We start from the raw sequence: 16552 nt of genomic DNA on the forward strand, positions 1-16552 counted from the left end.
TTTTTCCGATAGAAAAAGAGCGGGGCGACCCGCTCTTTTTATTTTAGTGGCAAGTGAAGGCGACGTTGCCGACGAGGCCTTGCATGTGTTGCACGGACCAGACGCCCGTACTGGTGTCAAAGGCGACCGTAGCGTAGACGCTTCCGAGGTTGGTGTTCGTTGTAACAACAGCACCCGCCGGATCTCTTAGGTTAGTTCCCCAGCCTTTCCACTCGACATCGACAATATAGACGGTGGCACTCAATTTTCCGATCGTCATTCGGTAAGTTCCATTCCAAGTCGTATCGTAACCGTCAAAAAAATTGTTGGCGCTGGGACCTGCACCGCAACCGACTGTGTCTTTAAAGCGAGGACCTGCGGCTCTCCACGTGAAAGTTTCGTCTTGATGTGTATCCATATAAGAAGCTGTGAGAAAGGCCGGCATATTTGTCGTGCGAGTTGTACCATCCCATATCGATACGAGTTGGCCAAAGTTAGGTTGTTTGATCCCGCCGTTGACATGGAGTTTCGACGTTGGCGTCGTGACATCAACACCCACATTTCCTTCGCCGGTGACGGTAAGTTTTGAAACGTCATTAATAACGACATTCACAAGTTTCGTGTTTGCAGAAGCAAAGCCAGTATTGTCTTTTTGCAAAACGTAAATCCCGGTATTCCCAAACAAGTTGTCCGTACCACCGATGAAAGCGGCTGTCACATTCGTCAAACCATTAAAGGCTTTTTGTACTTCAAAGCGTTTGGTAGTGCTTGCCGCGCCAATCACGACGTTCCCCGAAGAATCAACAACCATGCGCTCCACACTGTTCGTTGCAATAGAAACTGGTTCAGGCTGAGTGGTCGTTAACGTCAATCCGTTAGCGGTGCCGAGTCCGTCACCGATATAACCGGATTGCGTTCCCACGGAATCCGTAAAACTGATGTAGTTGGTTCGAGCGACTTCAGCGTTGGTGTTGTCAGTGTCCCGCACCTCAAGGGTCGGAGTTCCACCCGCAACAATGGACGCCGTGGAGCGCGCGATACCATTTACATCCAACTTTATCCCTGTGCCCGGAGTCAGAGTACCGATACCCACGTTGCCGCTGCCGTTAATGACCATACGCTCGGCATTGTTGACGACAAAATCCATTCGCTGGTTAGAAAAAGTCGACGAGTTGACGTTGTACTTAATCGCGCCATGGGTGATCGTTCCGGTATCCCCAAAGTAAATAGAAGCTCTGTTTCCGTTTGTAGTATATAAATTAAGACCCACGCCGCCGATGGCTTCTTTTTCAAAGATAGCGACAGCATCCGTTGTTCCACCATTTGCAGAAAACGCTTCACCTTTGACATGCAGTTTTCCGCCAACGCCCATAGAACGAATGGCTCCGCCCGAAACATCCAGTTTCGCCCCGGGGGAGGTCGTACCAATACCGACGAATCCAGTGTTTCCGATTGTGACTGCCGTCGCGTTGTTTGTTTTAAACGCAAATTTTTGCGCGTCGTTAGTGCCGATCGTGATTGTCGCGCCAGTCGTGTTACCGCCATCGACGATATTTGTTCCCGAAGAGGGGAGAAGAGAGGAAGGAATTTTTCCAGTGCCGTCCAACTCAACAAGATTCCCGGCGGCTGTTCCAAAATTTTTAGTCGCTGCGGTTCCAAGTCCTGTTACTTGGGTGTTTGCAATGGCGATCGTCGTACATGCGAACGTGTCTGTAATCGCACTCCAAGTCAAAGTTTTGTCTGCGGTCGCACAAGAGGCCGGCATTTGCGCCGTTCCCGTCACTGTCGAGCGCAGTTGGCCAAAGCCGAAAAACTGCGGCACCCAGTCCGTGCCGTTATGAACAAAAGTGTGACCTGTTTGTGGTGTTGTCGTTGAAACATTCACGCCGCGAATTTTTTCAACGGTTGTGCTGTTCGTTCCTGCTATGGATGTGACATCGCCACTCAGATTCGGAATGTCCGTATTCGCCAGCGTTCCCCCTGCGGTGACAAGGCCTTTGGCGCTGACAGTGACTTTCGCGTAACTTCCTGCCGTGACTGAATCCGCCAAAGAAATGACGGGGGTGGCTCCTCCAGAGCTGACGACGGGAGCCGTTGCGGTCACGGAAGTGACGCTGCCGGAAGAAGGTGTCGACCAAGAAAGTACACCTGCACCATTCGTTGTAAGCACTTGACCGTTGCTTCCTGCAGAGTCAGGAAAACGCAACGTCAAATCCGTCGCAAGCGTTGTTGGAGCTTTCAGCTCGACATAGTTACTGCCTTGATAAACGCGCACGCCGTTGGAAGTTTGAATAAGGCCGCTGGTATTAATCGCTGTTGAGCCGCCGATAGTTCCCGAAGTGACCGCATCACCGGAAACTTTGCCTGCCGTTGAGATCGTTGCGAGTTTGCTGTCAGCAATCGCGGCGCCCGCTGCGATATCGGCATTAACGATGGTGCCGTCATCAATTTTAGAGGATGTGACCGCTCCATCGACGATCTTGTTTGTGGAAACAGTGTTGTCGTTTAAAGTCACGGTGGCAGTAGGACTTCCACTCGACGACACATCTCCGCTTAATCCCGTTAAAGCACCCGTGGTTCCTTGATCATCCGCCGGAGCCCATTGGGTGCCGTTGTACTTTAGAACTTTTCCGCTGGCGATGCCCGTCATATCGACAGCAACACCTTTGATTTTATCAACGCTTGTGGCGGTTTGCGCACCGGAAACATCGCCACTCAGATTGCCCGTAAAACCCGCGGCACTTCCTGCAATATTTCCTGTAACATTGCTTCCTGAAACGGAAGGGGCCGTACATTCAAAAGTCCCTGCTGGGGCGATATGGCGCAGGTACTCTCCGGCACCACAAAAAGGAAGGTCTGCTTTTGCCACGAAATCCGCAGCAGCATACGTTCCCAGTTTTTGCGCAGTCTGCGCCACCTTCGCATGTCCAGCAAATGGGACAGAGCGAATCTCACTGTCGGGTGTAATGAGCTTCCAGCCGGTGCCATCGTAAAATTGCACGCGCAACACGCGTTTATCGTCGGTGAGGGGAGTATAGACGCCACCGCCTTCACAGTTAAATGTCGTCGCGTTGTCAAAGCTGTCTAAGAGTTTAAAACCCGCAGCCGCTGGATAATTTTTCGTACCCGTACCGATCGGCACGTCAAAGACGCCGCCAGAGTTACGCATATCCACAGCACTTGAAGTTTCACGATAAAGCGCACAGCTTCCTGTCGGATTCATGATCGTAAATTCGAATTGAACGCCATTGACTTCAAGAGCATCGCCTTGCGCATTTTTTATTCGCCCTTGATAAGTGAGCGATCCCGGAGCGGCAAAAGCCAAAGAAGAATTTATGAGTATTAAAATGAATATGCCGATGACGTTCCGTTTTTTCATAAGGATTATATCGGCAGAAACAATCTTATTATTCAGTTCTTTACAGGAAAATCATGTCGATTTGAGAATATGTGAGGATCGCTGGTGAAATTAGGCCAAAGGTTGCGCCATTGGCAATTTTAACACCACCCGTGTTCCACGAGGTTTGCCGGACGTCGCAGTTTCATGCGATGTGATCTCAATCGTTCCGTTCATCATTTGTAGGTACTCTCGGACCAAAGGCATTCCGTATCCTGTGCCTTTTTCACCTTGTGTGCCTACACGTGTGGTTTGTGCGTTGATATTGAAAATCTGCCCCAGGATAGCTGTAGGAATCCCGATGCCATAATCTTGAATCTCAATGACGACCTCGCTGTCTATTGTATAGGCGCGAAGGTCAATGCGATCACCAGGGTGCGAGAATTTAATGGCATTGTTCACGAGATTGACCAGGACGACGTTGCTTAAGATCGTTTTTTCGCCGTTGATCAGCATTCGGTCGCGGGAAATATCCAAAGATAGTTTGATCCCTTTTTGCTGAGCCAGGCCCAGAGTGCTTTCATAGACCTCATGAAGAACCAAAGTTAGAGAAATCGGTTTTAACGGCAAAGCCGCTTTACCGTCTTTGACGGCTTTTAAATGGCGCACTTGGGCAAGCAGGTTGTTGATATCGTCTACGGCCTTCTCGATTTTTTCAAATTCAAGACTGCTGACGTTTTCCCGGTCTTCCTTGGCTTTCACAAGATTGTAGGTCATCGAAGACAAAGTGTTGGCGATATCGTGAATCAAGACACGCAGGAGGTTTTCGATATCGAGGTTCTTCTCCATCAGGCGTTTCATGAAGCGTTCTTCGCCCATGATATATTGATGCGTCGTAAAACAAGAGAAGATCAGAAAGGTCACAAGATTAAAAAGTTTCTCCCGGCCATAATTGCCATATTCGCCGATAACATTCGGCCCCAGGCTGTTGGCTTTCAAGTACCAAAAGAAAAGAATGATAGCGCCAACGATGACGTAACCGGTAACAGCTCCCTTCAGGCCTATTAAAATACCCAGCACCAACGGAATGGCGGCGAGCCAGAAGACACCGGGGGCGTCGCCGCCTCCAGACGTCCAAAGAAGGTAGGTGAGCATAAAGATCGCAACAGCCCCCAAAGTGGCGGCGGCATAAAGATAGCTTTTTGATAAACGTAAAACCAGGGGCGGGAGTATGGCGAATGCTAACCAGCCCGGGATGATCACAGGATTGTAGTCGTAAACTTTGTATTCGAAATTGTACTTGATGACATAGACGAGGCAGACGGCGATACCAATGAAGTAGATGACTTTGAAATAAGTCAGTCTTTTTTTGTAGGCATCCTCTGATGTAAATTCTAAGTCGTGCATTCAACGGTCTTTCGCTAGAACTTCTAAATACCTATCGGTTCTATACTAAAAGACACAAAGATATTTCACTAATGTAATTTTGTTTACTGTCTTAGATTGAAACAACCGATTGAAGAACTTCATACTGATGTTTGAGATTTACGAAATCTTGTGCGTTTCCGCCGTGGTCGGGGTGCAGAATCAGCGCAGCTTGGCGGAACGCTTTCTTAAGCTCGGTCGCCGTGAACCCTTCCGACAGATCGTGAATCCATGACTTCATGAACTCGTAAGCCTGGCGTTGGCTGGGGGAGAAACTGTGCGGTTTTCTTTGTGGACGAACTTTAGGGGCGGGATAATGTCCACGAGGTGTTTGCAACTCCACGCGACCGATTTGTCCAAGCAAATAAGCTAGATGGGCCGGGTCGGAGTTGAGGTGAGAAGCTTCATTTCCGAGGGAAGAAGCGGTGTTTTGACCCATTTTCTCTCGAAGAATTTGTTTGAAGCTTGCTTGAAAACTCATGCTTTTCCTATCGGTTTGCATGGCGGAAACCGCAGTCCAGAAGGGGTTTTCCGAGGGAAAACGGTCCTTCTGCCGAGGGAAAAAGGGCTGTTTCCCAGGGGAAAAGCCGATTTCTAGAGGGAAAAATGCAAAAAAATGCATGAACCCCTCATTTTTTTTTGGACAAACACCTGGACTTAGATACACACTAAGTCCATTCGTATAAACGAGACTAAAAACCTAACGGAGGAATTTAGAATGGCAAAAGCTAAGAAAGCTACTACGAAAAAAGCTGCAGCTAAGAAAGCTGCTCCAAAAAAAGCTGCTAAAAAAGCAGCTCCAAAGAAAGCCGCTGCTCCTAAAAAAGCTGCGAAAAAAGCTGCTCCAAAAGCAAAATCTGCTCGTAAACCAAACGCAGCATTCATGAAAGCGTTGACTCCATCTGCAGCTTTGGCAGCAGTTGTAGGCGCTTCTCCAATGCCACGTACTGAAGTTGTTAAAAAACTTTGGGCTTACATCAAGAAGAACAATCTTCAAGACACTAAGAACAGAAGAAACATCAACGCTGATGCAAAACTTAAAGAAGTTTTCGGCGGTAAAACGACTGTTTCTATGTTCGATATGACTAAGCTTGTTTCTAAGCACCTTAAGTAGTCTTAGAATCAGCCTTAAGCTGAACTAGATTCAAAAGCCCAGGGGAAACCTTGGGCTTTTTCTTTTTTAAAGGGATCTTGGTCCACGATCTCCCTATATCTGTCCTATCCAAGGACCAGCCTCTGTGTTATAAATCCCCTCTATGGGAATTAAGCCTCTTTCACTTGAAGAAATTAAGAAAATGACCGTCGCGTGCCGTATCGCTGCTGACACTCTCACTTACCTTGAGAAGTACATCAAGGTGGGTATGACGACGAACGAGATTGATCAGCTTTGTTATGATTTTATGGCATCCAAAGGAGCGAAATCCGCTTGTTTGGGTTATCACGGTTACCCGAAATACACCTGCACTTCGGTGAATGAAGTTGTTTGTCACGGAGTTCCCGACGACAAAACAATTTTGAAAGATGGCGACATTATCAACGTCGACGTGACAGCTTGGATTGACGGCTTTTTCGGGGATACTTCGCGAATGTACATGATCGGGAACGTTTCTGAGGAAGCTAAAGACCTTGTCGAAACAGCGCGCATGGCTCGCGATCGCGGTATCGAAGCTATTGCTCCTGGCGGTTGGACAGGGGATATTGGTTTTGAGACCAATAAACTTGTGACTCGCAAAGGTTACTCTGTTGTGCGCGAAATCGGCGGGCACGGTGTCGGCCGCACTTTCCATGACGAGCCTTTTGTTCCCGCGTTCGGTAAAAAAGGCAAAGGCGAGCGCTTGGTTCCCTTCCACTGCATTACGGTCGAACCGATGGTCAACCAAGGCACCGACGAAGTCGTGGAATTCGCCATTCCCGGCTCCAGCATCAAGTACTACCATACTGCGGATGGTCTATTATCCGCACAGTTTGAACATACCGTGCTTGTAACAGATACTGGTTACGAAATTTTGACTTTATCGTAACCGCCACGCGAGCAGAGTGCAGGGCCGCTAGGCCCGGAACTGAAGCAGTACTTAATTAGATTTTTAGACTTTATTACAAACCAAAGGATTAACTAATGTCTCTAACGACAACGAATGGAAAGTCCCTTATGAAGAAAAATGCAAAAGCCGCTTCTAAGACGGCAGCAAAAACTCCTGTTGTAGACTATGCAGTCTGCAAAGAAGCTATGGAGAACCCAGAAGTTTTCGCTAAATTGGCGAAATGGGGTCGTGAAGAAATCAAGATTGCTGAAACTGAAATGCCTGGTTTGATGGCTCTTCGTAAAGAGTTCGGCAAACAAAAGCCTTTGAAAGGCGCACGCATCTCTGGTTGCCTTCACATGACAATCCAAACAGCGGTTCTTATCGAAACGCTTGTTGAGCTTGGTGCGGAAATTCGTTGGTCTTCTTGCAACATCTTCTCTACGCAAGACCATGCAGCTGTTGCGATCGCAGCAGCGGGCATCCCGGTATTTGCTTGGAAAGGTTTGACAGAGCAAGAGTTCAACTGGTGTATCGAACAAACAATCGTGGGCTGGGGCAAAGAAGGCTTCAACATGATCTTGGACGACGGTGGTGATCTAACGAACATGATGCACGAGCCGCGTTTCGCAAAAGAGATGAAGAAAATCATCGGTATCTCTGAAGAGACAACAACAGGCGTTCACAATCTTGAAGTTCTTTTGAAAGCAGGCAAATTGAAAGTTCCTGCGATCAACATCAATGACTCTGTAACGAAGTCTAAATTCGACAACTTGTATGGCTGCCGCGAATCTCTAGCCGACGGTATCAAGCGTGCAACGGATGTGATGGTTGCGGGTAAAATCGTGGTTGTAGCTGGTTACGGCGACGTAGGTAAAGGTTCTGCTCACTCTATGCGTGGTTTGGGCGCGCGCGTTCTTATCACTGAGATCGATCCTATCTGTGCATTGCAAGCAGCAATGGAAGGTTTCGAAGTGACGACGATGGATGAAGCAGCGAAAGTCGCTGACATCTTCGTAACGGCAACGGGCTGTTGCGATATCATCACTGACAAACACTTCAACATGATGAAGAACAACGCCATCGTATGTAACATCGGTCACTTCGACATCGAAATCGACATGGCGTGGTTGAATAAGAACTCAAAAATCCGTGAAGTAAAACCACAAGTGGATATCCACACTTTGAAAAACGGAAAACAAATCATCGTTCTTGCAAAAGGCCGTTTGGTGAATTTGGGCTGTGCTACGGGCCACCCAAGCTTCGTTATGAGCAACTCATTCACGAACCAAGTTTTGGCGCAAATGGAACTTTTCAACAACCGTGATAAGTACGAAAACATCGCTGTGTATCGCTTGCCGAAACACCTTGATGAAAAAGTGGCGGCTCTTCACCTTGATAAACTCGGAGTGAAGTTGACGAAGCTTACTGGAAAGCAGGCGAAGTACTTGCACATGAGTCCGCAAGGGCCGTTCAAGCCGGAGCACTATCGTTACTAATCACCCGTTCTGCGGAGCGGTTTTAGGAGTGCTGTCTGCTAAACTCTCGGACAGTGTGAAGGCCATCCTGGCCTTCATCCTTTGGACTTCGCGAAAAATGGCCGTCATGGCCATTTTTTCCTCGCGCAAGGGAGCCGATCTTGGCTCCCTTTTCTTTTTCCTTACTCTTCTGATTGCCACGGCTGATCTTTCTTGGCGCTGCGGAACTCGGTTTAGCAGACAGCACTCCTAAAACCGCTCCGACAAGGTTCATTAGTAACGATAGGCTCCTCCGATTGAGCAGTCCTTGGGAATACGGCTTGGGTTTTCGATGAAGGTTCGGGTTTTTGTTTCATTGGGGGTTTGAGGGGATCGGGACCTTTGTATTAAAGTGGGGCGATGGCTTTAGAGTGGGGCTTTGGGGGCCGATAAGTTGTTAAGGATTTTTTATCAACTTGGACGTTCCTGGGGTTGGATGTGCAGATATTTTCTTATCTGTTTTTTTCAATAATTTTTTTGCCGCTGTTGAGTTGGGCGTCGCCGGCGTCTTTGACTTACCAAGGACGTATTCTTAAGACGGATGGAACTCCGCTTGAGTATAACAACGTTTCATTTCTTTTTCAGATTACGAATCCTTCTGGCAGTTGTGTGATTTATCAAGAGCAGATCACCGGTTATAGCATGGTTAATTCTGGGGGTGTGTTTGACGTGCCAATCGGGACGGGGACCGTGCAGTATCCTCTCGGTGGGGCTTCAAATGTTTTGAAGGCCTTTGATAATACGGCGACGTTTACTTGTGGAACTTGTTCGTTGGTCGCGGGAACTTACACTTGTGCTGATGGCTCTAGCACTTATGCGGCGTCGGTCGGGGATCTTCGTAAACTGCGTGTTTCTTTTTATGATGGAACGGGTTGGAAAGTGGTTTCGCCGGATTCTATCATTCGTTCCGTGCCTTTTGCCGGCTACTCTTATTCGTCGGAAAGACTTGGGACAAATGTTGCGAGTGACTTTCTTTTAAAGGCGGGATTGCCGACGTGTCCTGCAAATAGTTTTCTAACGTGGGATGGCTCCACATTTACCTGTGGTTCGGTCGCAGGAGCTAGTGGTGGTACTGTTACGAATGTCGCCACAGGCACGGGGCTTTCTGGGGGGCCGATCACTTCCACTGGTACGATCAGTCTCGCGAATACGAGCGTAACCCCCGGCTCTTATGGTTCGGCTAATCAAGTGCCTTCGTTTAGTGTCGATGCTCAAGGTCGTTTGACGGCCGCAGGTAATGTTGCGATCTCGTTGACGACAAGTGATATCTCGAATCTTTCTTCGACTCTTTCGAACTATGTGCTGCAATCGACGTTCAACGGTTATGTGGCTTCTGCAAATTGTGCTGCGAACCAGAGTATGTACTGGAATTCCGTTTCTGGAAGTTTTCAATGTCAGTCGATCTCTTTGAGTTGGGCTGGTATTACCTCGGGAAAACCTACGAGCTTAAGTGGTTATGGCATTACTGATGCGGTCGTAAATCTCGGAGGAAGTCCTTCGGTGCAAACGGGTCTAGATGCAAGCAAACCCGCAAGCCCGACCGCTGGAGCTCTCTATTTCGCAACAGATACCAATCGCATTTATCAATACAACTCCGGAGCTTGGAGTCTTATGGCATCTGCGGCGGGAAGTGGCGGTACGATTACAGCTCTTACTTCCGATGTCACGGCAAGTGGTTCTGGATCTGTGGCAGCCACGGTGAATTCTGTGGGCGGATCTTCCGCGGCGAATATTCGCTCGGCAGAGCTTGCGGCTAATGCGGCAACGAATCTGAATACTGCCAGCACCATCGTCAAACGCGATGGTTCCGGAAACTTCGCAGCCGGTGCCGTGAATGTTTCCTCCGTTATTTTTAGAGACACGGGAAGTAACACCGCGACCCTGCAGGCACCGACGACAATCGGCACAAGTTATTTTTTAAAACTTCCGACAGGCCAAGGTTCCGCGAATCAATTGTTAATAAATGACGGTGCGGGAAATTTGACATGGACAAGTCTGTCTTCGATGGGAGTGACGGGGCTTTCTGTGAACGCACCTCTTACAAACACAGGAACGGCCAGTGCGCCCGTACTTGGTATTCAGCAAGCAACAACGTCACAGTCAGGATATCTATCCAATACAGACTGGAATACTTTCAATAATAAACAAGGAACGTCTCTCACCTCGGCAAATATTTGGGTCGGAAATGGTTCCAACGTGGCCACCGCCGTCGCTCCGAGTGGAGACGTAACGATGACTAATGCCGGGGCCTTTACTGTTACCAAAGTGCGCGGCACCTCAGTCAGTGCGACAGCTCCCTCTTCGGCGGGACAGGTTCTTCGTTATGACGGAACCACGCAGTATGCTCCGGCTTTTTTACGTCTGGCAGATATTCGTGCGACAATCACTCCTTTCGGTGGAGCCTTTGCGAGTGCCGCATGTTCAGCAGGACAAAGTCTGTACTGGCAGTCCTCAACGGATACATTTCAGTGTCAGAATGTTGCCATCAATGACGGACAACTGACGTTTACGACCTCGCGTTCAGCAAATACATTTCTTGCGGGCCCGACAAGTGGCTCGGGGGCAGCAAGTTTCCGGACCCTTGCTTCTTCGGACCTACCGACGACGGGAGCGACGGGATCTTACATCAACGGAGGAAACTCTTTTGGTGTCGCTGCAAGTTTGGGAACGAACGACAATAATAGTTTAACCTTGGAAACGAACGGTTCGCCACGGATCACGGTTACAAATACGGGAGCGGTAGGTATCGGGACCACAAGCCCCACAGCCCTTTTAGAAGTGGAATCTGCGACGGCAAATTCGGGTCTGCGAGTGAATGCACCTTCCGGTTTTAATAGCTATGTTGATTTCTTTAACAATGGCTCGAAAAAAGGAAACATCTATTGGAATGGCACAAGCTCAACGTTCCAGATCAACGATATCGGTAATACCAATACCGTGATTAACGGCGCCGGTGGTTTTGTCGGAATCGGAACCTCAGGTCCGATCTCGCTTCTGCAAATCGGTGGAAATAATTATTCCACGACGTCGTGGACCACTCAGGGAGCTCAGCTTTACATTCCAGGTGTCACGATCACAGACACGACAGGTTCGGGAACCATCGCGAATCGCGCAATCACTTCTATTGGCACAAGCACCTTGGCGGCTTCGAATGCAGAAACCATCACGACAGCTTCGACGATGTATATTGCGAGCCCGCCAAGTGCAGGAACAAATGTCACGATTACAAATCCGCTTGCTTTGCAGATCGCGAATGGGAACAGTGCCTTTGGCGGCCGCGTAGGTATTGGCACGTTAAATCCAACACACAATCTTCACGTCGTGGGGAGCTTGAACGTTGAGAGTAATTCAGCGCAAGAAATCCGACTGCGAAATACAAATCTGACCTCTACAAATAAGTCGTGGCGAATTGTGCAGGATGCGGCTGCCAACTTCACGCGTTTTGCTAACGATGCGGATACTCTTAATTACATGTCTTTTCAAATGGACACGGGGAACGTGGGTATTGGCACTGTAACTCCCGGTGCGAAGTTGCACGTTGCAGGCAATATTCATCTTGGGGCGCAAAGTGGTGCTACGGACGATAATAGCGATTACGTTATTAAATCCAACGGCCAACTCGTTTTGCAGTCGAATCAGTCCGGTTTAGCGGATAATCAATACGTCCATTTGGTGCTTGATGCCGGAACAGCAACGAGTTCGGCAAGCAATGTCGTGATGAAAACAAATGGCAGCGAAAGAATGCGTGTCACCAACACCGGCGTCAGTATGGGAACAACCGCGCAAACGATCGCAGGTAAAACTCCGACGCTTGTAGTTTCGGCCAATGGCACGACACCCACGATCGCAAGTTATACGGCGACGACGAGTGCGATTAATCATATTATTTTTGCAAATCCTAATGGAGAAGTGGGATACGTAAATACCGACGGCAACACCACGATCTTTGGAACCGCTTCAGACCGTCGGCTAAAACAAAACATTCGCGATTTCGATCCAGCTTATGTCGATGACGTGATCTCGCGTTTACGTCCACGTCAGTGGGAGTGGAAATCCGACGACAAACATGGTGAAGGGTTTATCGCGCAAGAACTGGCTGAAGTAATTCCTGAAGCCGTTACGAAAGGCGATGAAAATCCTCAAGGCCAAAGAGGCGATGAAGGGTTTAAACTTTGGACGGTCGATTATAGTAAGATCACGCCATATCTGACGGCAGAGATTCACATCCTTCGCCAAAAAATTGCAGATCTTTTTGCCACACAGTCGCGGGAGATCGCGAGTGTGAAAAAAGAAAACGCGGAGCTCAAACAAGAAGTGCAACTGCTTAAGCAATACATTTGCGAAAAAGACCCTCAAGCCGCGATTTGCAAAAAATAGGTTTCACGGTGTAAGACTCTTATTCAAAGTTTCCTGAATGTATTTGTATTTTGCCGTGTCGCCTTTCAGTATTTTCCGCAGGCTTTTATTTATTTGCGGCATTAAAGAAGTATGTTTTTTGTGGGTCCACAGATAAGCATTGTATTCCCCAAAAGGTTTTTCCAAATGGTCGATTTTCTTTTGCAGTTCGGGCTGCGTTTCAAGAATGCTCTGAACGGTGCCTCGGGTGCCGATGTAGTAATCCACTCTTTTTGAGAGAAGCATGTTGATCCCCACAATAGAGTTGCTTACGCCGATGATATTGAGATCTCCGGCTTTCTCGCTTCTAAAGATAGCGGGATTGTTTAAAAGAGCGACGCCCTTCATGTCTTTCGTTACGATTTTTTTCTTAAAGCGTGGGTCGTCCACTCGAAAATAAACCCAGTTGTAAGTTTTAACATAAGGAATCTCTGTCGGAATAAGATTTTGAAATCGTTCTTTCAACGGCAGAGGACCAACAATGTAAAAATCCGCTTCGCCGCTATTTACCAAATGCAAACCGCGCTCCATAGGAGCTTCAATTGTTTTCACTTCGATCTTGCTGTCTTTCAGGACATCCGAAACGAACTTAACAAGATCGGTATAGGTTGGAATCTTTTGTGACTCTTCTAAAACAACGAGCGTAAGGACCTGTTTTGCATAAGCCGGAGAAACCGCCATCAACAGCGCCGAAATAATGAACGGCCCCAGTATTTTCATAGGTCTCCCCGTAATCTCTCCATATTTCTATGGTAAAAGAGAACCTCTTATTTAGAACAGTTATTTTGCGAGCTTAAACGGAACCTTCGAATAGAGTTTGCCGTTCACCATAATTTCTAGATAGTGCGTTCCCGGATAATAAACTCGCGTCGTCACGGGTTTGAAAGAGTGTTTCTTTTTAATGTTAAAAACTTCTTTCGCCTTCACGTCTTTGCTGGTCAATTTAAAGACTTTCGGACTCGTGTTGCCATTCGATTTTTTGTGATGAACGAGGTAATCGATCATAATCTTTCCGGGCTTGGAGCTTTCGACCTCAAACGAAAACTCCAGTTGATCACCAACTTTGACTGTCGATTTATTCAGCTTCAAGTTTTTGATTTTCACAGAGTTGTTCGAGTCATAACCCAAAATCTTTAAAGCCGCCGGGTTGCCTTTTTTAATCAATGTGCGCAAGGCATGGCGGATAATCCAGTCTATTTTCTCTTGGTGTTTCGCCGGAGTTTCTTTCAGCCATTTCGCCGCGGTTTTAATCGCGACATCCGGATGATCTTTTGAGATGTCGTTTAAATGATTGGCGACGGATTTGCGAACGTAAAGTTCCTCGTCGTATTTCAGTTTCTCAAGAAGTTCCAGAGTCGGTGAAGGGTCTTTAATAAAAGAGCGGAGCTGTTCGCCCCAAGGAAGGCGCGGACGAGAGCCTTCCGAAACCAAACGGCGCACATGGTGGCTTTCGTCTTTCGCCCATTTGTGCAGAGTTTTTAAAGTGCGCTCTTCTTCGTGAATTAAAAAGGGACGAATGGCAAACTCCGCCGTAAAAAGCTGTGTCAGTTCGTGCAGAGCTTTCATGGATTCGTCGAAGTCTGCAAGGCCGTAGCGGTGCACGTATTCCGTATAGGCCCAAAGATCGAAGCCTTTCAAAGGCGGCACGTCTGGATGAGGCTTGCGTGTGGAGTTTAAAAGAATGTTCAAAGATTTTTTGTAGTTCTCTGGCAAATGCTCTTTCAAAAAATCACAGATCAGCTTCATGCGCGGTTTCATCTCTAAAGCCGGCAGTTCTTTGCTGAGTTTCTGAAACTCTTTCGCTTCGAAAGCGGGATAGTGGTAAGAAATATGTTGTGCCATGCGAGCGACCAGCTCTGCATTGATCCAGTTCTTGAATGCGGATTCGGAAGTTTCAGTTTTCTTTTGCGGCATTTGGAATCTCGAAAGAAAAAAAGGCGAGTCATGAACTCGCCTGAATAAATTATTTATTGAAGGTCATTTTGTCACAGTAGTGACGAAGCTCTTGAATGCTCTCGCGGATGTCATCCAAGGCGCGGTGCTTGTTCGCTTTTTGGTAAACGTAGTTGAACTTGTTGTTAACGATGATTTTCCAAGAAGAAACGTCCAACATGCGATAGTGCAAGCGACTCGCAAGATCCGGCATATACTTATTAATGAAAAGACGATCTTGCATGATGGAGTTCCCCGCAAGCACCGGGCGATCTTTAGGATCAGGGAAGTGTTTCTTCACCATATCCACAAGCTTTGCCTCGACTTGATCGGGAGGCATTCCAAACGGGACCTTCGCTGTCAGGCCGGATTTTTTATGGTGTTCGGTATTCCAAGCATCCATATTCTCCAAGTAGACCTGCGGCTGTTTGACCACGGTTTCAAATGTATCGAGTTCGGCGAAATTCAAGTCGGTGACAATGGCAGCGACTTCGATGATCACTTCTTTTTCGACATCGAGACCTGTCATCTCCATATCGAGCCAAAAAAGTTTCGTCATGAGGAAATCCTATTCTAGGGTCTTTGACCCGGCAGACTTCCTATAATGATGGATTTGAGTGGGGGACACAAGGTTTAGCTTTTCTGTTGCCCCATGCCGGAGCGCAAAGCCTCTTCAACCGTGCGAATCAGCGTTCTTTCGTCCCAAGGTTTGTCAATAAAGGCATAGACGCCCAGGCGTTGCGCCTCTATGACCATTTCTTTTTGTCCATAGCCCGTATGGATGATGAAGGGAATATTCAGGCCGTTTTCGCGCATCCATTTTAAAACCTCAAGACCCGATTTCTTCGGCATCTTTTCATCCGAGAGAACCGCATCGAATTTCCGGGCTTTTAAGAGATCGATACCCTCAAGGCCGTTGGAGGCTTGGCAAATCTCTGAAGCGGACTCTTCCAGGAGAGCCATAAGCACTTCGCGCAATTCACTTTCATCGTCGATGATAAGCAATTTACCTTTAGAGAGAACCAGAGAATCATTCGCCATAACATTTTTATTATGACAAATTTTCGCGCCAACGTCACCGGCAAGCGCCGGTGGGCTGGTCAAATTATTTTTACTCAACAGTATTTTGTATGCCTGATGTGAGTCTATTTTATTTGGATTTTGAAGAGCCTGTGACTTTGTATTCACCAGCTTTAGAAATCGCTGCTTGGATTTGTTCCTGAGAAAAGTTGATACCTGCTTTTGGAGAGATCACGACTTTTCCAACACTCACTTCACATTTTTCTAGACCGTCCATTTTGCAAACTTGGGCTTGAATCGCTTTCGCGCAAGAACCGCAGTGCATGCCTTCAACGTTGTAAGTGATAGTTTCAGCCAAAGCTGTTTGAGAGATCAAAAGAGCGGCGAAAATAAGGGCCTTTTTCATGAAATTATCTCCTCAGAGTGTGTTAGGAACCACAGTATACCCCTTTTCAGGGATTTTCCAGCAATCTGGCTGCTTAAAAAGGGAGCATTAAACGCCATGCTAAAGTTATTTTGCAAAATATTGTTGAATTACGTCCCCAGTCTGGCTATAAAAGACCTTCCAAATCGATGTGGGGTGGTAGTTAAGTTGGTTATAACGTCCGCCTGTCACGCGGAAGGCCGCGGGTTCGAGTCCCGTCCACCCCGCCATTTTAAAATGGCCGACCCTACAAACGATGGAAATAAAAAGGAAGCCTTGAGCTTCCTTTTTTTATTTGTGGGCTCGATAGTACCAAATTCATTAGCTCCCGTTTTTCATCAGAATTCATAGAATTAAACAGCATCGGTGCCTTGGAAGCCATATCCATCAAGGGAATCAGGAGGTTTTGCGCACCCGTATCTTCGAGCTCTAAAGTTGTTAATTGCTTTTGGAGGGGCTATCGTTTCTTCCTGCCATTGTTTTGACTTCGATTCCCAAATAT

12 protein-coding genes and 1 tRNA gene are annotated in these 16552 nt (G+C 47.5%); 5 read left to right on the top strand and 8 right to left on the bottom strand.

The features are described from left to right. Positions 1-43: 43 nt before the first annotated feature. The 3 genes from QJS83_RS13305 to QJS83_RS13315 all read right to left on the bottom strand — a co-directional run bounded on the left by QJS83_RS13305 (position 44) and on the right by QJS83_RS13315 (position 5222). Positions 44-3358, bottom strand: a complete 3315-nt coding sequence (locus QJS83_RS13305; protein ID WP_284605424.1) for a beta strand repeat-containing protein — start codon at positions 3356-3358, stop codon at positions 44-46. 90 nt (positions 3359-3448) lie between these two features. Continuing rightward, positions 3449-4723 carry a sensor histidine kinase gene (locus tag QJS83_RS13310; RefSeq protein WP_284605425.1) on the bottom strand — a complete coding sequence of 425 codons (1275 nt, stop codon included), beginning with the start codon at positions 4721-4723 and terminating at the stop codon, positions 3449-3451. Positions 4724-4814: 91 nt separating this feature from the next. Beyond that, positions 4815-5222, bottom strand: coding sequence for a J domain-containing protein (locus tag QJS83_RS13315; RefSeq protein ID WP_284605426.1), 408 nt, complete (start codon positions 5220-5222; stop codon positions 4815-4817). A gap of 237 nt (positions 5223-5459) precedes the next feature. Here QJS83_RS13315 and QJS83_RS13320 point away from each other — a divergent pair, with 237 nt between their 5' ends. The 4 genes from QJS83_RS13320 (at position 5460) to QJS83_RS13335 (ending at position 12656) form a co-directional block, all read left to right on the top strand. After that, complete coding sequence (locus QJS83_RS13320; protein ID WP_284605428.1) at positions 5460-5855, top strand: SWIB/MDM2 domain-containing protein; 396 nt, start codon at positions 5460-5462, stop codon at positions 5853-5855. A gap of 142 nt (positions 5856-5997) precedes the next feature. Further along, the gene (map, locus tag QJS83_RS13325) at positions 5998-6762 is read left to right on the top strand and encodes a type I methionyl aminopeptidase (protein ID WP_284605429.1); all 765 of its coding nucleotides are present in this window, start codon (positions 5998-6000) and stop codon (positions 6760-6762) included. A gap of 95 nt (positions 6763-6857) precedes the next feature. Further along, positions 6858-8261 carry an adenosylhomocysteinase gene (gene ahcY / locus QJS83_RS13330; protein ID WP_284605430.1) on the top strand — a complete coding sequence of 468 codons (1404 nt, stop codon included), beginning with the start codon at positions 6858-6860 and terminating at the stop codon, positions 8259-8261. 495 nt (positions 8262-8756) lie between these two features. Next, a complete protein-coding gene (locus QJS83_RS13335; RefSeq protein ID WP_284605431.1) occupies positions 8757-12656 on the top strand; it encodes a tail fiber domain-containing protein in 3900 nt (1299 codons plus the stop codon). A 3-nt stretch (positions 12657-12659) separates the two neighbouring features. On the opposite strand, the gene QJS83_RS13340 is transcribed toward QJS83_RS13335, so the two are convergent. The 5 genes from QJS83_RS13340 to QJS83_RS13360 form a co-directional block, all read right to left on the bottom strand. Further along, the gene (locus tag QJS83_RS13340) at positions 12660-13394 is read right to left on the bottom strand and encodes a substrate-binding periplasmic protein (protein WP_284605432.1); all 735 of its coding nucleotides are present in this window, start codon (positions 13392-13394) and stop codon (positions 12660-12662) included. Positions 13395-13454: 60 nt separating this feature from the next. Further along, a complete protein-coding gene (locus QJS83_RS13345; RefSeq protein WP_284605433.1) occupies positions 13455-14588 on the bottom strand; it encodes a DNA alkylation repair protein in 1134 nt (377 codons plus the stop codon). 49 nt (positions 14589-14637) lie between these two features. Next, the gene (gene orn / locus QJS83_RS13350; RefSeq protein WP_284605434.1) at positions 14638-15165 is read right to left on the bottom strand and encodes an oligoribonuclease; all 528 of its coding nucleotides are present in this window, start codon (positions 15163-15165) and stop codon (positions 14638-14640) included. A gap of 74 nt (positions 15166-15239) precedes the next feature. Further along, the gene (locus QJS83_RS13355; RefSeq protein ID WP_284605435.1) at positions 15240-15725 is read right to left on the bottom strand and encodes a response regulator; all 486 of its coding nucleotides are present in this window, start codon (positions 15723-15725) and stop codon (positions 15240-15242) included. 31 nt (positions 15726-15756) lie between these two features. Continuing rightward, positions 15757-16032 carry a heavy-metal-associated domain-containing protein gene (locus tag QJS83_RS13360; RefSeq protein WP_284605436.1) on the bottom strand — a complete coding sequence of 92 codons (276 nt, stop codon included), beginning with the start codon at positions 16030-16032 and terminating at the stop codon, positions 15757-15759. A 171-nt stretch (positions 16033-16203) separates the two neighbouring features. Between QJS83_RS13360 and QJS83_RS13365 the strand changes: the two genes are divergently transcribed. Next, positions 16204-16280, top strand: a tRNA-Asp gene (locus QJS83_RS13365). The last annotated feature ends 272 nt before the right edge of the window (positions 16281-16552 follow it).

Source organism: Bdellovibrio sp. 22V, from assembly GCF_030169785.1.
Lineage (GTDB): Bacteria > Bdellovibrionota > Bdellovibrionia > Bdellovibrionales > Bdellovibrionaceae > Bdellovibrio.

Coding starts and splice junctions, on each gene's coding strand:
- orn (WP_284605434.1), bottom strand. CDS start 15,165: ATGACGAAACTTTTTTGGCTCGATATGGAGATGACAGGTCTCGATGTC.
- QJS83_RS13310 (WP_284605425.1), bottom strand. CDS start 4,723: ATGCACGACTTAGAATTTACATCAGAGGATGCCTACAAAAAAAGACTG.
- QJS83_RS13315 (WP_284605426.1), bottom strand. CDS start 5,222: ATGAGTTTTCAAGCAAGCTTCAAACAAATTCTTCGAGAGAAAATGGGT.
- QJS83_RS13305 (WP_284605424.1), bottom strand. CDS start 3,358: ATGAAAAAACGGAACGTCATCGGCATATTCATTTTAATACTCATAAAT.
- QJS83_RS13345 (WP_284605433.1), bottom strand. CDS start 14,588: ATGCCGCAAAAGAAAACTGAAACTTCCGAATCCGCATTCAAGAACTGG.
- QJS83_RS13360 (WP_284605436.1), bottom strand. CDS start 16,032: ATGAAAAAGGCCCTTATTTTCGCCGCTCTTTTGATCTCTCAAACAGCT.
- QJS83_RS13320 (WP_284605428.1), top strand. CDS start 5,460: ATGGCAAAAGCTAAGAAAGCTACTACGAAAAAAGCTGCAGCTAAGAAA.
- QJS83_RS13340 (WP_284605432.1), bottom strand. CDS start 13,394: ATGAAAATACTGGGGCCGTTCATTATTTCGGCGCTGTTGATGGCGGTT.
- map (WP_284605429.1), top strand. CDS start 5,998: ATGGGAATTAAGCCTCTTTCACTTGAAGAAATTAAGAAAATGACCGTC.
- ahcY (WP_284605430.1), top strand. CDS start 6,858: ATGTCTCTAACGACAACGAATGGAAAGTCCCTTATGAAGAAAAATGCA.